Below are 19,367 nucleotides of genomic sequence, written 5' to 3'. Positions count from 1 at the left end.
TGGTAGAATATCAATCAGTACATAAACAGGGAGAGAAGAAATATGTTAGATGATGAAAAATGTCTTTGCGGATCAGGACGAATATATGGGATTTGCTGTAAACCATTCAGTGGAATGAAAATAGAGGATTATAAAAGGGAGCGTGAAAGTAAAAATTATATAAAAGCATATTACATAGCAATTGCTATGCTGACGGATTATCTGGTGGAAGTTAAGAAGCATACAAATAGAATTTTAAAGGATAATCCGGCAATTGGGAAATTCATACTTCATCAAGATATAAACACATTATCGGAACTGGCAGACCGCATTTTTTGCAGCATTCCGGAAGGAAATACTGATAATTGGGGAGAAAGATTTGAGACTATAAATAAATTGGTTGATGCGGAAGAATGGAAAAATGAATGCGAATACTACCAGTTGTTGTATTATGATTTGAATAATGAAGATGGCAGATTCACAGAACAGATTGAAGCTATTGCAAAGAATATAAAAGTCGATGTACACACAGATCAAAGAATGTTGGAATTACTGCGGTCAGTAATATTACCAACAGGCGAGTTGACAAAGTTGCTGAAATTAGATGACATTTTGACCGAAAAATCAGAGGATTCTCTGATGAAATTAAAATATCAATTTGACAAGGCAATACAGCTTTCGTTAGTATCCGATAATGAGGGTGCAAAAAAGATTGCAGATGAAGTGATTGAGAAATTGGAAAAAGGAGTACCTTATACGGAAATTGAGCTGTATTCACAGGATATAACTGCTCAAATGTATGAATTGTATTATAATTTTGAGCCAGATAGAAAATGGCTCGATAAAGCTCTGGAGATCCGCAAGCAAATGAAGGTTGATAATTTCAATAGTTCTGGCAAGGCAAAATATTTTTCTGACATAGCCTATGTAAATTGGAAGTTGGGAAACTATGAAGTGGCAGAGCAACATTTTACTACAAGTCTGGGATATGAAGAAAACGCATTTGCACAGATTTATTTGTTGGATTGCTTGGTAGAACAAAATAAGATTAAGAATTTAAAAGAATATCTGGAAAATGTCGAGTTTAATACATTGGGCGTGGATTGTATAGATTTTCTGATAATATTAGGAAATGCAGCCATACGTTTGAATGACACTTCAAGCATAGAAACACTGAAAGGTTATTTGAAGGAAATAAATATTGCAGTCCCATATTATAAATTGTGCTTGAAGGAGCTGGAATTAGAGCTGGAAAAGAAAAGTGGTCGGATTAGGAAGATACTTGGTAAGCTTTCACCGTTGAAAGAGTATTTGATTTTACAGCCACAATTTAATGGAATGGGTATTAATCTGGAAAAGATCATAGAAGATTTGAAAAAATGATAGTACGAAAATGAGAGGATGCAGCATGACAACTGTTTTCCTCTCATTTTGTATTTGGTTGCGGAAAATTATAGCTACTCAGGAGTATTACGCATACATTCTTTTATAAGTTGTACAGACTTTAAAATCCATTCCATTTCCTGTGAAGTACAATCAGATAACAGGTTCTGTATTTTCTGATAGGAAGGATCGGAAAAAGCAGAATCAGAAGCTGGAGCAGATGCTCCTTAATCGGAGCTGTTTTTTGAATATCTGTACTGTCATCAAGAAGGTGGTTCTCTAATTCCTGAAGTGCTTGGGTGTATTGTTCCTTTTCTGAATCTGCCATTTTATTTAGAAAAGCAACGTAAGTAGAAAGTTTTTGGTTAATTACCGGATTTCCAAATGAAAGCGTCAGGGTATCGGGCAGAATATTCCCATTGCTGTCCTTTTGAGAATTAAAGTTTAAATCCAGTTGCTCATTCATTTTGAAAATAAGTGAGAGCAGATCAGAAACGGTATGAATATCAAAATCCATGAAAACATTTATGCTGATGCCGAGTGCCTGGGATATTTTTAAGAGCTGTTCCGGTTTAGGTTTGCGTTCATCAGATTCATATTTTTGCAATGTACTTATGCTTAGACCAGTAGCCTGTATAAGCTGATCCTGGGTAAAACCATGTAAAGTTCTAAAATATTTAATTTTTTCACCAACAGTCATTATGCTACCTCCATAGCTGGATTATATCATATTTCCTATCATAAAATACACAAAAATATATAAAAATGTATTGACACATACAAATGTATGGTGTATATTTAAAACACATACAAAAGTAATATTTAAGTAGAACAAGACATACAAAAGTGATAGCAGATTACAGATAAGTGCTACTTAAATATTAGTAAAATTGAAACTGAGAGATATACTGATGTTACTTAAAGTACAGTTAAAAAACAGGAGGAAAAGCAATGGCAGAGCTTATTTTTGGAATTGACCATGGAAACGGAAATATGAAGGGAGAAAGTGTATGCTTCCCATGTGGTCTTGTTCGATATGTGTCAGAACCGGGAAGATTTATGAATGAGGATATTTTGGAATACCAGGGAACCTATTATACGTTGTCTGATACAAAAATGCCATTTAAGGCAGACAAAACAGTAGATGATGATTATTTTATTTTGACATTATATGCTCTTACAATGGAAGCCCGGAATAAGGGAATTACGTTGACGGGAAAAGATGTAGTACTGGGAATCGGATTACCTCCGGCAGATTATGGGCAGCAGGCAACATCATTCAAGAAATATTTTTTAGATTATGCAAAACATGGAATTACATTTAAAATGAATGGAAAAACTGTAAGTTCTATTTGAAGGATGTATTTGTCAGTCCTCAGAACTTTGCGGCTGTTATGTGCTTTAAAGCAAGCCTTTTAAAGAAATACCGCACAGTAAACTGCATTGATATTGGAGACGGAACGGTTGATCTTCTGGTGATTAGAAATGGAAAACCGGATTTATCTGTCCGTGTCAGTGATCGTTCAGGTATGGCAGTTCTCAGGTCGGAAATTTCCAATGCAATACAGCAGAACTATGGTATTCACTTAGATTCTTCTGATGTGGAACAGGTGTTAATGCAGGAGGAAACCATTCTGGACGAGGAAGTAATTGTGGAAATTCAGAGAATGGCAGAAAACTGGTTACAGAGAATCATTAATAAACTACATACTCATGTGACTGATTTCAGAACTAATCCGGCTGTTTTTCTTGGTGGTGGAAGTTTGCTGTTGAGAAAGCAAATTGAAAATTCCTCAGAGTTTAAATATGTGGAATTTATTGATGATGTGCGTGCTAATGCTATCGGATATGAAAAATTGACAGCAGCTCGCCTGCGTAGAGGGTAGGAGGTGCGGTTCATGGGACAGATAAAGGTCGTGCTGATTTTCAATGAAGATGATGAACGCCAAAGAGAAGCGGGAGAATATTTAAAGACCAAGAAAAGATGCAAGACGGCACTTGTGACAGAACTGGTTCATGCCTGGATGAAAAACGGAGAGACAGCAGTGAATACGGTTTCTTCCACCGGAAACATAAATATAGAAGATATTAAAAGGCAATTATTGCAGGATAAAGATTTTTTATCAAGAATTGAGAAATCTATGACTGAGACAGGTAATCAGAATGAGCCAGAAGCGGAGTCGGAAGATAATGAAAATTTAGATATGGATGAAGATATGATGTTGGCAGGGTTGTCAATGTTTGATTCGGAAATTTAAAATTTGAAGTATGGTATAGGGAAGTTGTGCTGAAAAAGATAGGCACTAACTTCCCTATATGTTGTATATTTGAAAATAATATGTTAGCATATTTAGTATGAATATTGACGGGAGGCGGTAAAATGCGATGGGATAAGAAAGGCATTCCACACAAAGGATGGACGGAAATAGGAATAGAAGATTTGGGGGAGGAAGTAGACTTTGGCGAAGAAATAAGATACGAACGATGTGAAATGTGTGGTAATGAGAAGATACGATATGTGCATATTATGACGCATCCGGAATATCGAGGAGAACTGAGAGTAGGGTGTGATTGTGCGTGCAAGATGACGGATGACTATGAAAATCCGGAAGCAAGGGAAAGAGATTTGAAAAATCGAGTACAACGAAAAAAGAATTTTATGAAAAAAGAATGGCGTCAGGTAGTTAGATCTGGGAACTTTACATTAAAGTATAAAGGCGAAAACATTACAATCATGCGTAGCAAATACGGCACGGGATGGGGTGTTTGCTATGCAGGAGAATGGCGTTGGAATTATCATGGGAAAAAGATTTCTGATTTTGACACAGCAAGATTAGTAGCTTTTAATTTGTTTGATGAAATGTATAATTCCAGAAGCGAAGCACAGCCATATTGGGATGGTGATCGGTGGCTGTATTGTGAGTAAGTATATATGTTACTGCTGATATGCAATGATTGTATATCAGCAGTAATGAGTAATTCTGTTAAAAGTTAAAAACAGCACTTATTTGATTTCCACAAACAGGATCGTATTTTACATATTTGCCAAGAAGGTTTCTGGCTCTTTTTCCTAGTTGTTCTTTAACAGAAGAATCGGTGATAAAAGCGGAGCCGATGGTTATGGATGAAATATTTTGGGCATTTTCAATCATTACAGAACCATTTGTTACTGTCTTGCGGTCTGAATTTTTGGAAAGATTGCTCTTTACTAGGAGGATATAATTATCAGGCAAGTTGGTGGTTATTATGATAGAATTGTCATATTTTTGAATGTCAAAGGTGACATATAATTCTTTTCCGACTTCAGGAGCTTCGGGATGCATACTTGCTGGTAATGGTGGAATTTCTCCCATACGGATTTGGCGTCCATTATAATACCAAGTATGATTTTCATCACATGTAAAATATTCTTTGCCACGGAATAATCCGTGAAAGGTGACAAATTTTGATTCATCTTCTGGAAGGAGGGGGATTTTTGCACCTCTATCAGTATATACCTTATTATCTACTTTCCTAAATTTCCATACGGCATCTAAAAAACTGATATTGAAATATTGAGCGGCGTCTATAAAAATCAGATCATCACCATGAAAGTATCCATATTTATTGTTGTAATCGTCCGCATATTTTTTACAAATTTGTACACTTCTTCATCGAAATTCGTATAACTTAACTGTTTATGTAAAACAATTCTATTGAGAAGGGCATTAACACTGGCAGGGATTTGAATTTGATATTTGGAATACACATTTCTGCGTACTCGTGTAAATAACTCATCTACATCAATGTTTGGTTCTAATATCTCATCACAGATAGCCTGGGTAAATGGACTCATTTGATTGGCAATACCGATAGAAGTATATTGAAACTGAGTTCCGTAAGCAATATATACATCTTCAGCAGCAGTTATCTCAGAATAATACCTTTTAGATAAGCCAAAATCTGAACGACAGGCATCCAGAATGAGGATAAGCCGTCCTTTTCCTTTATATAGAGAGATAATATCTTGAATATTCATTGCGGATGCTTCAATATCTTTGCTTTTCTCAAACTTGGATGCAAAATCAACTGGATAAATATAATTATTACCGTTATTATGTCCGCCGTGTCCGGTAAAGTATACGATATGGATAGCATCACAAGGCGAATGGGAAGCATTATCTTCTAAAGCAGGAATGATTTGATCTTTTGAGACGTTTTCGATTTGTTTGACATCAAATCCGATTTGAACAAGTCGTTTATGCATAGCCTGAATATCATATTTTACACCAGGAAGATCGTCTGTTCTGACTAGAGACGATTTTTCATAATTGCTTGCTGAGAAAAGTATAGCGTTTTTTTTCATTTGAATCCTCCATCGTTTATTATAAGAGTGCAAGGAAGCAAGACCGCAAAAGTATAAAAGAAGGATGCAGAAATAAAGAAGTTTCTGCATCCTTGAATTATTTGACGGGCTTGTAGTTGCGTAATGCAGTTTTTGTTGATTTTATAATTTCCAGTAAAAATTCTTTTTCCTGATTGCTGCAATCAGAAGTAAGTTCTTTTATATCAGCATCGAACTTGGAAACCAACACAGGGGTATTATCGTATAAGAGCTGATCCACGGTTGTATCAAGACTCTGTGCAATCCCTAACAGAGTAGCCAGACTTAACTTGGTATGTCCGTTTTCGATACTGCTGACATAGGTAGGGGCAACGTCAATCATATTTGAAAGTGTTTCCTGAGTCATTTTTTTTGACAGACGTGCAGTGCGGATTCTCTTTCCAATAGCAAGATAATCAATTTCTACTTCCAAACCTGTCACCTCCTAGACTTTGACTATTAGTTAATGTTTACAATGAAACTCCACACACATTTGATATTCCTTATTGTATTCCTAAAAGAGATATATTATAATTAAATATAAGTAGAACTTTAGTGCGATTATTCACATGTAGTAGAAGAATACATAAAACACCGGGGGTATCAAATTTGGAAGATACAATTACAGGTGTTGAATTTTATTCCAACGTGAAAACCTCGGAGGTGGAATGGATATGGTATCCATATATTCCCTGTGGGAAAATTACAATGTTACAGGGTGATCCGGGAGAAGGAAAATCAACATTAATTATTCATATTGCAGCTATATTGACAAAAGGCGGATATTTACCGGACGGTCAAAAGATAAAAGAACCGGAGATTGTGATATATCAATGTTCAGAAGATGGAAAAGGCGATACGATAAAACCAAGACTTGAACAGGCAGGGGCAAATTGTAATAGAGTTGCATTTATAAAAGACGATAATGGAGAACTGACACTGGAAGATGAACGCATAAAGACTGCAATTAACCAGATTGGTGCAAAAATGGTTGTGCTTGATCCGATACAGGCATTTATTGGACATAATGGAAATATGACCAATGCCGTAAAAATGCGGGAAACACTGTCAAAACTATCCAAGGTTGCAGAAGAAACAAACTGTGCGATTGTTCTGGTGGGACATATGACAAAGAATAGCGGTGGAAAGCAGATTTATAGAGGATTAGGAAGTATTGATATTGCCGCAACAGTGAGAAGTATTCTTATGGTATCAAGAGACAAAGAAGAACCATGGAAAAGATATATGTTTCCGGTGAAATCGAGCCTTGCACCAGAAGGCGAACCAATCGGATTTGAACTGGATAAAGAAAAAGGTTTTCACTGGATGGGAAAATGTCAGATAAATATAGAGGAATTGCTGGCTGTGGAAAAAAGTACCGCCAAAAAAGATGTTGCGGTTGAATATCTTCAAACGTTGTTGGCGGTGGAAGATCTGCCAAGTACATATATCTATGAAAAAATGAAAGAATATGGTATTGCCAAGCGAACGGTACAGGAAGCAAAGAAAATTGCGGAGATTAGTGCATATAAAAAAGGCAAGATATGGTACTGGCATATGGAAGTGGGGGACAGCATATGAATGAACAAGAAAAACATGCTGTAAGCCAGGAAGAACGAAAAGAGAAGATTCGTGCAAGATACAAGGGCGTAGATCGTAGTGAATTGGAGTTCATTCCAGCGAAACAGAAAGAAAAACTATTTGAGGATGTAGGCACAAAAAGAGTGTGTGCATATTGTCGTGTGTCTACGGATGATGCTAATCAGACATCTTCATATGAACTGCAGAAAAATCATTATGAAGATATGATAAAAGAACATGCAGGGTGGAACCTTGTTGGAATATATGCAGATGAAGGTATTTCAGGAACATCCTTATTGCATAGAGATGAATTCAACCGTATGATTTCAGACTGCCAAGCTGGAAGAATAGATTTGATAGTTACCAAAAGCGTATCCAGATTTGCCAGAAATATTGTTGACTGTATTGCTAAGGTTCGTGAACTGGCAAATATGAAGCCACAGGTGGGTGTATTTTTTGAGACAGAGCACATTTATACGCTTGATAATACAAGTGAAATGATGCTTGCAGTGTTGTCGGCAGCAGCACAGGAAGAATCGCACACGAAAAGTGAAATTATGAACATCTCTATTGAACAACGGTTTTCAAGGGGGATTTTTCTGACACCAAAACTTTTAGGATATGATAAAGACGAGGATGGAAATCTTGTTATCAACGAAACAGAAGCAGATACGGTCAGACTGTGTTATTATCTGTTTTTAAGTGGTTTTCCGACTTCTGAAATAGCTGAGGTATTAATGGATTTGGGACGGAAAACAAAACTGGGAAACACAAAGTGGACAGGAAGTGCAGTTGTAAATATTCTTCGCAATGAAAGACATTGTGGCGATGTTTTGTCCAGAAAAACATTTACACCAAATTATCTGGATCATAAGTCAAAGAAAAATAACCATGACAGAAATCAATACAGGCAAGCAGATCACCATGAGGCAATAGTAAGCAGAGAAATTTATAATGCGGCACAAAAACTGTTAGAAGCAGGAAAGTATAGTAGAAAAGGGTATCCTTTGCCTACATTACAGGTAGTTGATCAAGGGGTATTAAAAGGATTTGTGCCGGTAAACCGGGCATGGAATGGATTTTCAACTGATGATTATAAAAAAGCATCATTAAGTGCATATGATGAAGATTCAAACGAGATTCATGAAGAGAAAACGATCAAAAGTACTTTCGACTTGAGCGGATATGAGATCGTAAGAGCACAGTTTTTCTCAACAAGATTTGATCCGGCAGTTACAATATCTTCTGGAAAGATTGCGTTTAATACTGCATGTATGAAAAAATTTGAAAATGTAGAATATGTGGAGTTGCTATTTAATTCAGTAGAGAAATGTATTGCTGTTCGTCCATGTGAAAAAAGTAATGTAAATGCGATAAAATGGGGAACTATACGAAATGGACGTTGGGCAGTTCTGCCTAAGAGCTGCAAAGGCTTCTCGGAACCGTTATTTGAACTTATGAATTGGGATAGCGATTGCAAATATAAATTACGAGGACAATTTTGTGGCAACTCAGACGAACAACTATTGATATTTGAATTAGAAGAACCAGAGGTATTCGTACAAGAATATGTTGACGAACAACATATAGACTCATCGGTAGAAGCCCCATCTGAAAATATGAAGACTGTTAAGAAAGTACTTTATCCAAAAGCATGGATTCATAATTTTGGAGAAACAACAAACAGAACAGTTTTTCTTCAACGAGTAGCATATAAAGGAAATTGGGAAATACTACGCCCGGCAAAGACGGTTGAAGGCATGGAAATTATAACCAGAAAAATATTGGATGATTTGATAGATGAAGCTGAGAAACTGATAGATAGAATGAGGTGTGCTACATATGAGTGATATAACAAATTACACAGATGAGCAGGAGATTGTTGATCAAAAAGCGATAGAGTTGGCAGAGGATTTCAGTTATGACGGTTATCAGGTTGTCAGACGTGAGTTGTTTGCACATTTAAGGGAGCCTGCTGTTGTGATCCGGAGAGACAGCGTAACATTTAATACAGCCTGCATTGCCGGATTGGAGGATGCAGTTTATATACAGATACTTGTAAACCAGGAAAATAAAAGAATGGTTGTCCGAAAGTGCGAAGAAAATGATAAAGACGCACTTCGCTGGTGCGTGGCAAAACCAGATAAAAGAAAAAGCAGGAAAATGACAAACAAAATCTTTTCTGCCATGATGTATGAAATGATGGGGTGGAATCTGGATTGCCGTTATAAGATTTTAGGACATAAGATTTCATTTGAAGGTGAGACAATATATGTATTTGATTTGATGGAGACAGAGATATACCTGGATACTAAGGGAAAACGTCAGAAGAAAAATGCAGAAAATCAGGAAAATGCAGAGAGTAGCAATAATATAGAAGGAACGTCATTATCAAATGCATCAGAGGATAATACTTCTACTGAAGAAATAAATAAAAAGACTCGTACACCTTTTTATCCGAAAGAATGGAAAGATTCTTTTGGATTGCCAGTAGAGGAACATAAGAAAGCCTTGGAAATAAATATGCTGAAGGGATATGCGGAATTTACAACACCAAAATAGATGAAGACAGGGAAAAGTCTGCTCTGAGATTGGAGGTATCAATATGCAGGAAAACAATATGATGATACCAGGGATTTCTTTGTGCCAAAAATGGGGAAAGATAAGAATTTTTCATTCAACAATAGTGGCACTGGGAGAGCCGAGGTACATACGGTTCCTTTTTAACTCTGATAAGAAAGGATTAGTGGTACAGGCATGTGCCAGAAAGGAAGCAGAATGTTTTCGTGTGCCTAAATACAATCCGGAGAATTGGGAATTTAAGATCAGTAGTGTGCCAATGTTACGGATGATCTGGAATACATGTAATTGGGACAAGGAAAAGACATACCGATTGACTGGAATGTGCCATATAGAGCATAATCTGGTTGAATTTGATATGAAGCAGGCAACAGTGCAGACAGCAGATGAATTTTAAAGAAATGGCGTAAAATAAGGACTTCTGAGAAATCGGAGGTTCTTTTTTGTGCGATTTTTTGAGGGTAATTGCATGGTTTTGTGATGAAAAATTTTCTTTGAAAAAAAGTTGTTTCTACCTTTACATCAGGAGGCGATATGTCGATTGTAGGTACTCGCCCACCCCTCATCTCAGAAACGAATTTGTATGAGCTTCACCATCGTGCAAGGCTGGCAATTAAGCGGGAATCACCGGTATGTGGCAGGTAAGTGGTCGAAGCGATATTACTGATTTTGAAGAAGTAGTTCGTCTTGACAAAGAGTATATCACAAACTGGAACATGACGGGTGAAAACAAGAGAAAATAAATGCCGTGTGTGAAACACAGGCTTCCCGGAGCTGAGGCGCACACGGTATATTTTGAAGACTGTTATATAGTTTGTAACGGAAATAAAAGAAGAACAAAACTAAATGAAATGGAGCGTGAGAATAATGAACTTATGTCCTTGCAGGCCATCGGTGATGCTCTGAACCTAAATCCTATCAAAGTCCGGAAGCTCCTCATCACAGCTGGTGTGTATGAATCAGAAGTGGCGGAGAAGGTACAGGATACATTTGAGAAGTACCGAGAAACGCAAGACTAGGATGGGACGAGGAACAGGAGCTATAGTAAAACGTTTAAAAATGCGTAATATTATATGAAAAAGTGTTTGGAACCATCTTGACAATATGTTGAATACGACATATTATAATTATAAAGAGGAAGGAGTATACTAATGTACGAGATCATTTTATATGATACAGAAGATGGAAGATGCCCTGTGCAGGAACTACTAGATTCCCTGGAGCCTAAGTTGCTGGCAAAAACATTGCGGACAATTGACTTACTGGAAATGAACGGTCCATTGCTTCGTGAGCCATATTCAAAACCATTGGAGAATGGGATATTTGAGCTTCGAACCAAGCAGGGATCAGATATTACAAGAGTACTGTATTTCTTTATCGTAGGCAAGAAGGCGGTACTGACCAATGGATTTATAAAAAAATCGCAGAAGACACCAAAGGCAGAAAAAGAACTGGCAAAGAAGTATAAAGCAGATTATGAACGGAGGTATGGCAATGAGTAGCTATAAAGATTATAAAAAAAGAGCATTGCAGAATCCGGAGGTAAAGGCAGAATATGATGCATTGCAACCGGAATATGATATTATCCAGGCGATGATTGATGCAAGAGTGCAGCAGAATATGACACAGAAAGATTTATCAGCTAAAACCGGAATTACGCAGGCAGATATAAGCCGGATCGAGAATGGAACAAGAAATCCCAGTCTGAGTATGGTGAAAAAACTTGCACAGGGATTAGGAATGCAATTAAAGCTGGAATTTGTTCCGATGCCAACCAAAAATAAAATGTAAAGAGTATGAGAAAATAGAAACCGCAGGAATTTTCACCTGCGGTTTTTCTCTGCCCTGCTATATACAGAAATACCGCCATAGAAATATTGCTATACTATGACGGTATTACAAATCTTTTTCATCTTTGAAAGCGAACACATCATTGGGTGTACAGTTAAGAATATTGCACAGTTTTTCAAATTATTATTATTATTAGGTGCCAGACACCTGGTACTAACTTGATCCGACCATTGAAAAATTGTGTTTTGAAGAAACAGATGGAAAAACCTTTATTCATCTGAAGTTTAAGGGTGAAGATGAAATTATCCTGAACAATGCAGTGGATCTTGAACAGTACCTGTCTTCCGGCACAATCAAGGGTATCATTACTTTTTCAATGGTAAAAGAGGTTCTTCAGTCCGGCGGATACCTTCTGGTGGATGAAATCGAAAACCATTTTAACAAAGAAATTGTAACGACTCTGATGCGTTTCTTCATGGACAGCCGACTTAACAAAAGAGGCGGAACGCTGATTTTCGCAACGCATTATCCGGAACTGCTGGATGAATATGACCGAAATGATGGAATTTGTATCGTAAGAAATCGAAATGGCATTACAGTGGAAAACTTGAGCTATATTTTAAAGCGCAATGACATTAAGAAGAGCGATGCATATCAAAGCGGATTTCTGGAAGGAACAACTCCAGCGTATGAAGCATATATGCGTTTGAAGAAAAATCTGGCCGCTTCAATTAAATAAGGGGGCGGTATCCTGCATGAACCACAGACAGCACCCCGGTATACTCCGAAGTGCAGTTGTGGCTTATGTTGCGATTCTTCATCACATGGAAGGTATCAAATGTTTAATCACGTTTGAAAATATCACGTGTGTATACTTTGTCAACTCTGGGCTGAAAATGATATTTTTTGTATTGTATTTTGCTCGTACAGATGCTGTATATCCAACTGGGATTGTGGATTTGATGATTATTGTCGCATCTGGATTTACTTTTAATACAAGTTCAATAACTGCTTCTACTGCAGAACAGTCGAAGAAGTTTTTCTTACTGTCGTAGTTGGTCGGAGCTGCGATTACAACGAAGTCTGCATTTTTGTATGCTTCTTCTCCGTCCAGTGTAGCTGTAAGATTCAGTTCTTTTTCAGCAAGATACATTTCAATATAGTCGTCCTGGATTGGAGATTTTTTATTATTAATAAGCTCTACTTTTTCTGGAATGATATCAACGGCTGTTACGTGGTTGTGCTGTGCAAGCAGTGTGGCAATAGACAAACCTACATAACCGGTACCTGCAACTGCGATGTTGTATTTTTTGTCAAGAACAGGCTTATAGGAAACAGGATTTTCTTCTTCAAATAAGTCTGTAACTTCGAATCCTAGTGCTTCAGCAACTGCTTGAAGCTGATCGATAGAAGGGATGTAATCTAAAGCTTCTAATCGGCTTACCATAGCTCTATGGATGCCAGTCATTTCTGCAAGCTGGGCTTGGGTGAGTTTTTGTTCTTTTCTTTTGGCGACTACAAGATTCGCCATTTTCTGGTAAGATATTTTCTTCATATCCATTTCTCCAATGTTATTATTAGTGACATCTATAATGTCAAATTCATGCTGCTCAAAACATTTTTTATATTAGCAGAATTCAGAAGTGACGTCAATAAAAACAGATTTGGAAAAGAATAACCAACTATTGATCGTGTAAATGTTATTAATAGTAGAATTGGCTATTGATAATAGAAATATGAATATAGCTTATGTGACATGCTTAGTACATTAGAAAATATAAGCATGCGCACAATTGTTAGTTGGTTTATATCCAGTGGATGCGCTATGAATGCTAAAAACAATTGTAAAATTTTACGATTGTTTTTTGTACATTTATGCATATCATATAATCAATAAAGATGGAAAGGATGTAAAACAATCCTGTCTGGATATCGAAAATAAGATTAATGATAGTATTTCACCGCAGCCTGATTATACTCTTGAAATACAGAACAATGATCAAACGATAAAACTTATAGTAAAAAGCGGACTTCAAAAGCCGTATTTATATAAATCAAAAGCATATAAACGGAACGATACTGCAACGATAGAGGTAGATACACTTGAATTTTCAAGACTGATTTTGGATGGTAAAAATATCAGATTTGAAGAACTTCCATGCAGAGATCAGAATTTGACATTTGATGTGTTGCATCGCAAATTAGCAGAAAGTATTCAAATTTTCGCAGGCGGATTTCTCCGCCTGCTTTTCTTCTGTTTTATCCAGATTATCAGGGTGCTTGTCAGCATTGCCGACTGCGATCGGCTCAATCGGATGACCATCTGTACAACACCCTTGACCATACTTTGGCATACCAATACAATATAAGAGGAAGGAATAGGCGATCAAGCGGCTGGAGAAATGAGGAGAGGATTAAAATTATGTTATTTATCGTATATGGAGCGACGCTCGATCTGGGATATGAGACGCGGGAAATTTTCCGAAAAAAAGGATTTTCCATTATCTCAAAATACAATTATGTGCGGGATGATGCTAAAGTAGACAAGAAGAATTATGAAAACACGGCTGACAGTAATGAATGGTTTCAGAAGTGGTATGACGACAAAGTTTACATTTCTGAGGAAGAACTGGAAATGCTGGATTTTACATATGGACTGGATGGCGTGTGTGTCGGGTTTAATCAGAAGTGGATTGTCGATGCGGTTAGAGGTGTGACGGACTCGTTGATCACACTAGGGGCTTCTTCGCTTGGGTTCATTGCCGAGTTGAAAGCTGCGTACGGAGATTATGTGACGGTTATTCATTTGTTTGAAGATGTTCTTACGGTGGAGCAGAGCGTTGTGAAATACGGCGTATTCTCAGAGTCGGAGAAAGTGACCAGAGTTGCGGCGAATAAGAAGATGCAGAAAATGTATCTGGATAACAAAGAAATCTTTGACGAGATTGTGCTGTATACCGGAGAGGATTCGGTATATGATCTGAAAGCTTTGGATAAGCAATATGAACAGATCATCGAGAAACGTGGGGAGATTCAGAAGCGTCTGAATAATAACAAATATGTATCGCTGCCTTATAACGGAGCAGATCCGTACATTTTTGTCAGTTATGCACATGCTGACAGAGAAGAAGTGTATAAGGTACTGTATTTTCTTCAAAGGCAGACTTACCGCATCTGGTATGATGATGGTATTACCTGGGGTGCCAATTGGTCTAAGATGTTAAAAGACAAGATTGCAAATGCGGAGTGTGTGATGTTGTTTAGTTCGGAAGCAGCGGTGAATTCTGAATTTGTGCAGGATGAGCTGTTGGATGCGTGGACGAATGGAAAGCAGATTTTTAATATTCAGCTGGATGATGCCAGATTTATACCGATGTTTGAAAAGAGATTAGCAGATAATCAGAGAATCTCGATTGATAGCTATCAGGAGAAAATTGTAAGTGCATTGCCGATGTGCACGAGAAACGACAAGACAGAGATGTAATTATTATTCAGTGAAGGAGACTGGTCATGGATATATATTCAAAAGTAGCGGGAATTACACAGGAGTCGGTAAAGGATCACAAGCATCATACATTGCCCAATCATGTATTGAGCCGTCAGGAGATGAAAACAAAGCAGATTGAGAATGCGCTTCGGGGATTTGCGACGGGGTGTGCGGAGGAGGATATAGAGGCTTATTGCAATACAGGTGCATTTTCAAATGGTAAAAAGGGATTCCTGTTTTCGAAAAAAGGGCTATATGGCAGCATGTTTGATCATTTGAGAAAGAAAAATCCAATCCCGCAGCCGATATGCTATGATGAATTGAGCGATGTATCTGTCGCAGAGGATTCGTCAGATTATATGTGCTTATGTTATAAAGATGGACGCAGAGAGAGCGTGTGTGGGTCTATTTATACAGGATTTCTGGTGACTGCATTGAAGCTTATATTGGGAACCGGGGAGGAGAATTTATCTGCTCCAAATACAGACGGGATGTTGACAAATGATGAAAGCAGTGAATCAGAATATTCGTATGAGACTGCCCGGAGATGTCTGAAAGAAGGATTAGATGCCTTGGAAGAGAAAAATGAATTCGCAAAGGTTCATTATTATTATCAGGCAGCTAAAGAGGGAAACCCAGTAGCTATGGAAGCGATGGCACTATGCTATGCACAGGGAAAAGAGGTGCCACAGAGTTATGAAAAGGCACTCTACTGGATCGGAAAGGGGATGAAGGATGACCCGGAACATCTGGTGGAGACTGCGGAGCAGATTAAAAACGATGCGAAAGAGGAAGCGTTTATCCGTAATAATCCGTACATTCCTGAGTTGGGAAAAGTCATTCATATACGTGACAGTGCCTTTTTAGTATTATCTCGCAAATTAGTGAAAAACGTGCCGGGTCGAAGATGGGTGGAAATGTTTGTGCGTGAACTTGAAACTAGCGAGTCTGGTATATTGACGGTCGGATGGAATCCGCAGGATGAAAAGCTGACCTTTGTTTCTTCATATTTTTCAGGTTACTGGCCGGAGAAAGAAGACTTTGAATTCCCGGAGCAAAAAGTGATCGCAGAAAGATATGCGGATCGTCAGATAAAAGGTCCGGATCATGCGGAGTGTTATCTTGATCTGCAGTGCACTGCGTATAATATAGCGTATACAGGCTCTGATTGCGAGTTAAGGCTGTGTTATTTCGAGAGCATTGACACATTTCAGGATTGGAAGACGTACGAGCTGTATAAGATTCCGATATTTGGGTCGAATGTGACAGAACTGGACGAGTTGCGTTCTGAAGCTCCGGTTGAGGTATGTTTATGGCAGGGGAAAGCATATTTTGTAGCAACGATGGAGCGTCGTGTCATAGAAGAATTATTGGATGATGAGATAGTATTTACGAAGTGGGATCCGGAATTGGTGGATGTCTTTATAGAAGATGTGGGAAGAGCCTGGGAATTAGTGGAATTTTCATTTTTCTCAAAATATGCAAATCCGTTATATCCGGAGGAGACATGTTCACCATTGGGGATGATCGTAGGGAAATTTCATATGTAGATTTCATATGTAAAAGAATACATATAAAGCAGAGCTGTATTCGGATTTATAGGGGAAGCCACGGGAGACTGTGGCTTCTGTGTTTATTTATATAGAATGCTCACGATTCCACTGGCGGATAAATTGTAGTTGTTCTTGGTCACTTGTGTACAGATCATAGAGGGTATTCGTCTTTATGGCACAATATAATAGGAAAAGAATAGTTAACATAGCAATACTCCTATAAAATGGTATAATAAATTATATGCAGCTGATAGAAAAATAGAAGAATTGAAAAGAAATATTAAGGATAATTCGAAAAAACGACAGATTTCGTGAGATGAATTGTCTGCTTGACGGGGAGCAGTTCATCTATTTTGCAACAGCCTCATTTTATTATAGCCACGGCACCTTATGCCCGACCATAATCTTTTCTATTATTTTTAAATTCTCATCGGAATGTTCGATTTCTCTGGAGTATCGATATAACAATTCGATTTTTTCTTCTTCGGAAATGACATTCCCATTTTCAATGTAGCGTGCGAGCCACAGGTCGAAGATCTGTCCGGTACAGATGGCAGACATCTGTGCTTTGGCGAGGACTTCACCGTCATATACAGCTCCACAGAAATAGGTGGAGATGAAGTACACAAGAAGCTGTTCGAGCTGGATCATAACTTTGTTATTCAGAAATGCGCGACAGGCTTCTTTGTAATGTCCGGTTCCGTTCAAGTAGAGGATGGCTTCAGTTTCTAACAGGAGATTCGGCCAGTGTTCGTTTAACACTTCTAATCGGTGAAGTGATTTTAACATACTGTGCTGGAAAGAGAATGCAGCTTCGCCAAAGTGAATGGAGGCTGCTTTTTTTGCAGCACCCGGATTCTGATAGCGGGTTATTACGTTCTGGCAGTCGAATACATTTTCCTGATCAATACGTGTCTGGATATCGTGTGTCATTCCGAGGATAAGCACAGTTCTTGTCCAGAGGGAAAGAGAACGATCCTGCAAAATGTGATACATTTCTTCACGGCAGTCTAACAGCATGGAGTAGAGAAATGGATCGAAGTTATCGTATTCTTCTGTGCCCGGCTTCTCATAGGTGAGGAAGCGAACCGGTTCTGTTTTGGACAACAGAATCCTTGCTGCCTCCGGACAGGAAACGGACAGCGTGATCTCGCGTACATCCTCAAATTCTTCAATGTGTCTTGGATAATTCTTGCATGTCTTGCAAAGCGCAGATTCCCCAAGATTCGAATACAGATTACACAAATTGTTCTCATTTAAAAAGAAACAGCGTTTTTCCTTTTTTTGACGGAATGCGCCGTGGAGAAAATCAATTCCACGAAGCAGTGTCCATCTGTATGGACTTTTCGTGTGGATATATTTCTTAAGGGATTTCTTATCGATCATAATCTGCCAGCCGGCGCAGCAGGTTTCTTCGCATTGGCCGGCGATGCAGTGAAATTCTTTATAATAATCAGGGATGCTGTATTGCATGTGTGCTCCTTTGTTGTCAGGCAAAATGGTATGCCTGATAGATGTTAGTGTTTATATGATGTGTCGATATGGAGTATAGCACTCTGGATAGTGGAGCGCAATGAAGAGATGAAAATTATAAAACATATGGATTTGCTGGATGGACAGGAAAAGATGGAATAGAAAGGATTGCGTCTCCCTATGCTTTTATATAAATTATATATGTCTTTTTGACTATCTTTTTATATCTTCTTAAATGTCCGCAAAGCCTTATTTTATAGGCTCTACGGGCATTTTGCTTTTGTGGTAAACCTCGCATATCTAGGTCTATCTTCTTATATTTTCTCTATCAATCGTTGTTAAAATCGTGGTAAATACTTTTATGCGATTAGACGCTGAACCTCTGATTTTGCGGTATCTATGGACGCATGAGCGTACCAATTCATTGTGATACTAATGTTTGAATGCCCCATGATATACTGTAAATCTTTTGGGTTCATGTTCTTGCTTGCCAGCCTTGTGCAGAACGTATGGCGTAGCGTATGCGGTGTGATATGTGGCAAGGGATTGTCTTTGTGGTGCTTGTTGTATTTCTTTACCATACGGACAAATAAGGCGTTGTAATCAATCGCAACTTTTGGCTTGCCCTTATGATTGACAAATAGGAAATTGCCCTGTCCGTCTATCACAAATGGTTCTGCCTTTGGGCGTTTCTTCATAACCCGTTGAAATGCCTGTATCGTTTCTCTGCTTAATGGTACTTGCCTTATTCCGCTTTTCGTCTTAGGCGTTTCAATATAATAGCCTTGTTCCTTGCTCTTTAGTAACTGGTGGTCGATAATCACAACTTCATTCTTGAAATCAATATCGGCTACTGTCAGACCGCACAGTTCCGAGATACGAAGTCCTGTTTTTAACAGTATCAGCACATCATCATAATGCTTGTGATACACATTGTCCGTCTTAATAAATGACAATAAGGCTTGTTCCTGTTCCTCTGTCAATGCGACTTTCTCTTTGGTATCATTTTCTAGGACTTCATTTAACTTGAAATCAAAAGGGTTCTTCCTTACGCAATCGTCTTGTATAGCGATATAGAATGACGCTTTTAACGAGCGTTTATGGTTGTTAATGGTATTGTAGGAAAAGCCTTTGTCTTTCATGCGTAACGCCCATTCTTTAGCGTCAGAGGGCTTGA

General features: G+C 38.1%; 21 protein-coding genes and 3 pseudogenes. 17 read left to right on the top strand and 7 right to left on the bottom strand.

Annotated features, from left to right (window positions below):
* Positions 1-42: 42 nt before the first annotated feature.
* Positions 43-1,362 carry a hypothetical protein gene (locus DXA18_RS10300; protein ID WP_118316768.1) on the top strand — a complete coding sequence of 440 codons (1,320 nt, stop codon included), beginning with the start codon at positions 43-45 and terminating at the stop codon, positions 1,360-1,362.
* Positions 1,363-1,483: 121 nt separating this feature from the next.
* Here the strand turns inward: DXA18_RS10300 and DXA18_RS10295 are convergent, their stop codons facing one another.
* On the bottom strand, positions 1,484-2,062 hold the full coding sequence (locus tag DXA18_RS10295) for a helix-turn-helix domain-containing protein (RefSeq protein WP_118383823.1): 579 nt from the start codon (positions 2,060-2,062) through the stop codon (positions 1,484-1,486).
* Positions 2,063-2,313: 251 nt separating this feature from the next.
* Between DXA18_RS10295 and DXA18_RS10290 the strand changes: the two genes are divergently transcribed.
* The 4 genes from DXA18_RS10290 (at position 2,314) to DXA18_RS10275 (ending at position 4,288) form a co-directional block, all read left to right on the top strand.
* Positions 2,314-2,718 carry a hypothetical protein gene (locus tag DXA18_RS10290; RefSeq protein ID WP_118383822.1) on the top strand — a complete coding sequence of 135 codons (405 nt, stop codon included), beginning with the start codon at positions 2,314-2,316 and terminating at the stop codon, positions 2,716-2,718.
* A 38-nt stretch (positions 2,719-2,756) separates the two neighbouring features.
* Positions 2,757-3,248 (top strand): ParM/StbA family protein, encoded by a 492-nt coding sequence (locus DXA18_RS10285; RefSeq protein WP_243007098.1) that lies wholly within the window; start codon positions 2,757-2,759, stop codon positions 3,246-3,248.
* 12 nt (positions 3,249-3,260) lie between these two features.
* Positions 3,261-3,620, top strand: coding sequence for a hypothetical protein (locus DXA18_RS10280; protein WP_117636444.1), 360 nt, complete (start codon positions 3,261-3,263; stop codon positions 3,618-3,620).
* A gap of 122 nt (positions 3,621-3,742) precedes the next feature.
* On the top strand, positions 3,743-4,288 hold the full coding sequence (locus DXA18_RS10275) for a hypothetical protein (protein ID WP_117636445.1): 546 nt from the start codon (positions 3,743-3,745) through the stop codon (positions 4,286-4,288).
* Positions 4,289-4,346: 58 nt separating this feature from the next.
* Here the strand turns inward: DXA18_RS10275 and DXA18_RS10270 are convergent, their stop codons facing one another.
* From DXA18_RS10270 to DXA18_RS10260, 3 genes are all read right to left on the bottom strand, one after another.
* Positions 4,347-4,715, bottom strand: coding sequence for a hypothetical protein (locus DXA18_RS10270; RefSeq protein WP_118383820.1), 369 nt, complete (start codon positions 4,713-4,715; stop codon positions 4,347-4,349).
* 221 nt (positions 4,716-4,936) lie between these two features.
* The gene (locus DXA18_RS10265) at positions 4,937-5,707 is read right to left on the bottom strand and encodes a caspase family protein (RefSeq protein ID WP_158567119.1); all 771 of its coding nucleotides are present in this window, start codon (positions 5,705-5,707) and stop codon (positions 4,937-4,939) included.
* Between the two features lie 97 nt (positions 5,708-5,804).
* Entirely contained in the window at positions 5,805-6,158 is a 354-nt protein-coding gene (locus DXA18_RS10260) for a helix-turn-helix domain-containing protein (protein WP_117636447.1), read from the bottom strand.
* 176 nt (positions 6,159-6,334) lie between these two features.
* On the opposite strand from DXA18_RS10260, the gene DXA18_RS10255 reads away from it, so the two are divergent.
* The 9 genes and pseudogenes from DXA18_RS10255 to DXA18_RS10215 all read left to right on the top strand — a co-directional run.
* Positions 6,335-7,306: an AAA family ATPase gene (locus DXA18_RS10255; RefSeq protein WP_118383818.1), complete on the top strand. Its 972-nt coding sequence runs from the start codon at positions 6,335-6,337 to the stop codon at positions 7,304-7,306.
* A complete protein-coding gene (locus DXA18_RS10250) occupies positions 7,303-9,156 on the top strand; it encodes a recombinase family protein (RefSeq protein ID WP_158567118.1) in 1,854 nt (617 codons plus the stop codon). The genes DXA18_RS10255 and DXA18_RS10250 overlap by 4 nt, the downstream gene beginning before the upstream one ends.
* Positions 9,149-9,868, top strand: a complete 720-nt coding sequence (locus DXA18_RS10245; protein WP_118383816.1) for an integrase — start codon at positions 9,149-9,151, stop codon at positions 9,866-9,868. Before DXA18_RS10250 ends, DXA18_RS10245 begins: the two co-directional genes overlap by 8 nt.
* Before the next feature lie 43 nt (positions 9,869-9,911).
* Positions 9,912-10,283: a hypothetical protein gene (locus DXA18_RS10240; RefSeq protein WP_118383815.1), complete on the top strand. Its 372-nt coding sequence runs from the start codon at positions 9,912-9,914 to the stop codon at positions 10,281-10,283.
* A 131-nt stretch (positions 10,284-10,414) separates the two neighbouring features.
* A pseudogene (locus tag DXA18_RS17450) lies at positions 10,415-10,605 on the top strand (sugar transferase); the annotation flags it as partial.
* A 24-nt stretch (positions 10,606-10,629) separates the two neighbouring features.
* Complete coding sequence (locus tag DXA18_RS10230; RefSeq protein WP_118383814.1) at positions 10,630-10,905, top strand: hypothetical protein; 276 nt, start codon at positions 10,630-10,632, stop codon at positions 10,903-10,905.
* A gap of 132 nt (positions 10,906-11,037) precedes the next feature.
* Positions 11,038-11,388 (top strand): type II toxin-antitoxin system RelE/ParE family toxin, encoded by a 351-nt coding sequence (locus DXA18_RS10225; RefSeq protein WP_118383813.1) that lies wholly within the window; start codon positions 11,038-11,040, stop codon positions 11,386-11,388.
* The gene (locus DXA18_RS10220; RefSeq protein WP_044952070.1) at positions 11,375-11,677 is read left to right on the top strand and encodes a helix-turn-helix domain-containing protein; all 303 of its coding nucleotides are present in this window, start codon (positions 11,375-11,377) and stop codon (positions 11,675-11,677) included. Before DXA18_RS10225 ends, DXA18_RS10220 begins: the two co-directional genes overlap by 14 nt.
* A 217-nt stretch (positions 11,678-11,894) precedes the next feature.
* Positions 11,895-12,416 (top strand): annotated as a pseudogene (locus DXA18_RS10215) (AAA family ATPase); the annotation flags it as partial.
* 108 nt (positions 12,417-12,524) lie between these two features.
* Here DXA18_RS10215 and DXA18_RS10210 read toward each other — a convergent pair.
* Positions 12,525-13,232: pseudogene (locus DXA18_RS10210) on the bottom strand (helix-turn-helix domain-containing protein); the annotation flags it as partial.
* 274 nt (positions 13,233-13,506) lie between these two features.
* Here DXA18_RS10210 and DXA18_RS17640 point away from each other — a divergent pair.
* The 3 genes from DXA18_RS17640 to DXA18_RS10195 are packed head-to-tail and all read left to right on the top strand — an operon-like array spanning position 13,507 to position 16,714.
* Positions 13,507-14,046, top strand: coding sequence for a hypothetical protein (locus DXA18_RS17640; protein ID WP_243007096.1), 540 nt, complete (start codon positions 13,507-13,509; stop codon positions 14,044-14,046).
* A gap of 53 nt (positions 14,047-14,099) precedes the next feature.
* A complete protein-coding gene (locus DXA18_RS10200) occupies positions 14,100-15,161 on the top strand; it encodes a toll/interleukin-1 receptor domain-containing protein (RefSeq protein ID WP_118383811.1) in 1,062 nt (353 codons plus the stop codon).
* 26 nt (positions 15,162-15,187) lie between these two features.
* The gene (locus DXA18_RS10195; RefSeq protein WP_118383810.1) at positions 15,188-16,714 is read left to right on the top strand and encodes a sel1 repeat family protein; all 1,527 of its coding nucleotides are present in this window, start codon (positions 15,188-15,190) and stop codon (positions 16,712-16,714) included.
* Between the two features lie 375 nt (positions 16,715-17,089).
* Here DXA18_RS10195 and fliB read toward each other — a convergent pair whose 3' ends face one another.
* Both fliB and DXA18_RS10180 read right to left on the bottom strand, forming a co-directional pair.
* A complete protein-coding gene (fliB, locus tag DXA18_RS10190) occupies positions 17,090-18,190 on the bottom strand; it encodes a flagellin lysine-N-methylase (RefSeq protein WP_118383809.1) in 1,101 nt (366 codons plus the stop codon).
* A 359-nt stretch (positions 18,191-18,549) separates the two neighbouring features.
* A partial coding sequence (locus DXA18_RS10180) for a tyrosine-type recombinase/integrase (RefSeq protein ID WP_207661820.1) occupies positions 18,550-19,367 on the bottom strand: 818 nt, incomplete at its 5' end.

The sequence above is a fragment of the Dorea sp. AM58-8 genome (assembly GCF_003464045.1).
Taxonomy (GTDB): Bacteria; Bacillota; Clostridia; order Lachnospirales; family Lachnospiraceae; genus Claveliimonas; species Claveliimonas ammoniilytica.
Note: the sequence above shows the minus strand (reverse complement) of the source record. Positions and strands in the feature narration are given on the sequence as shown.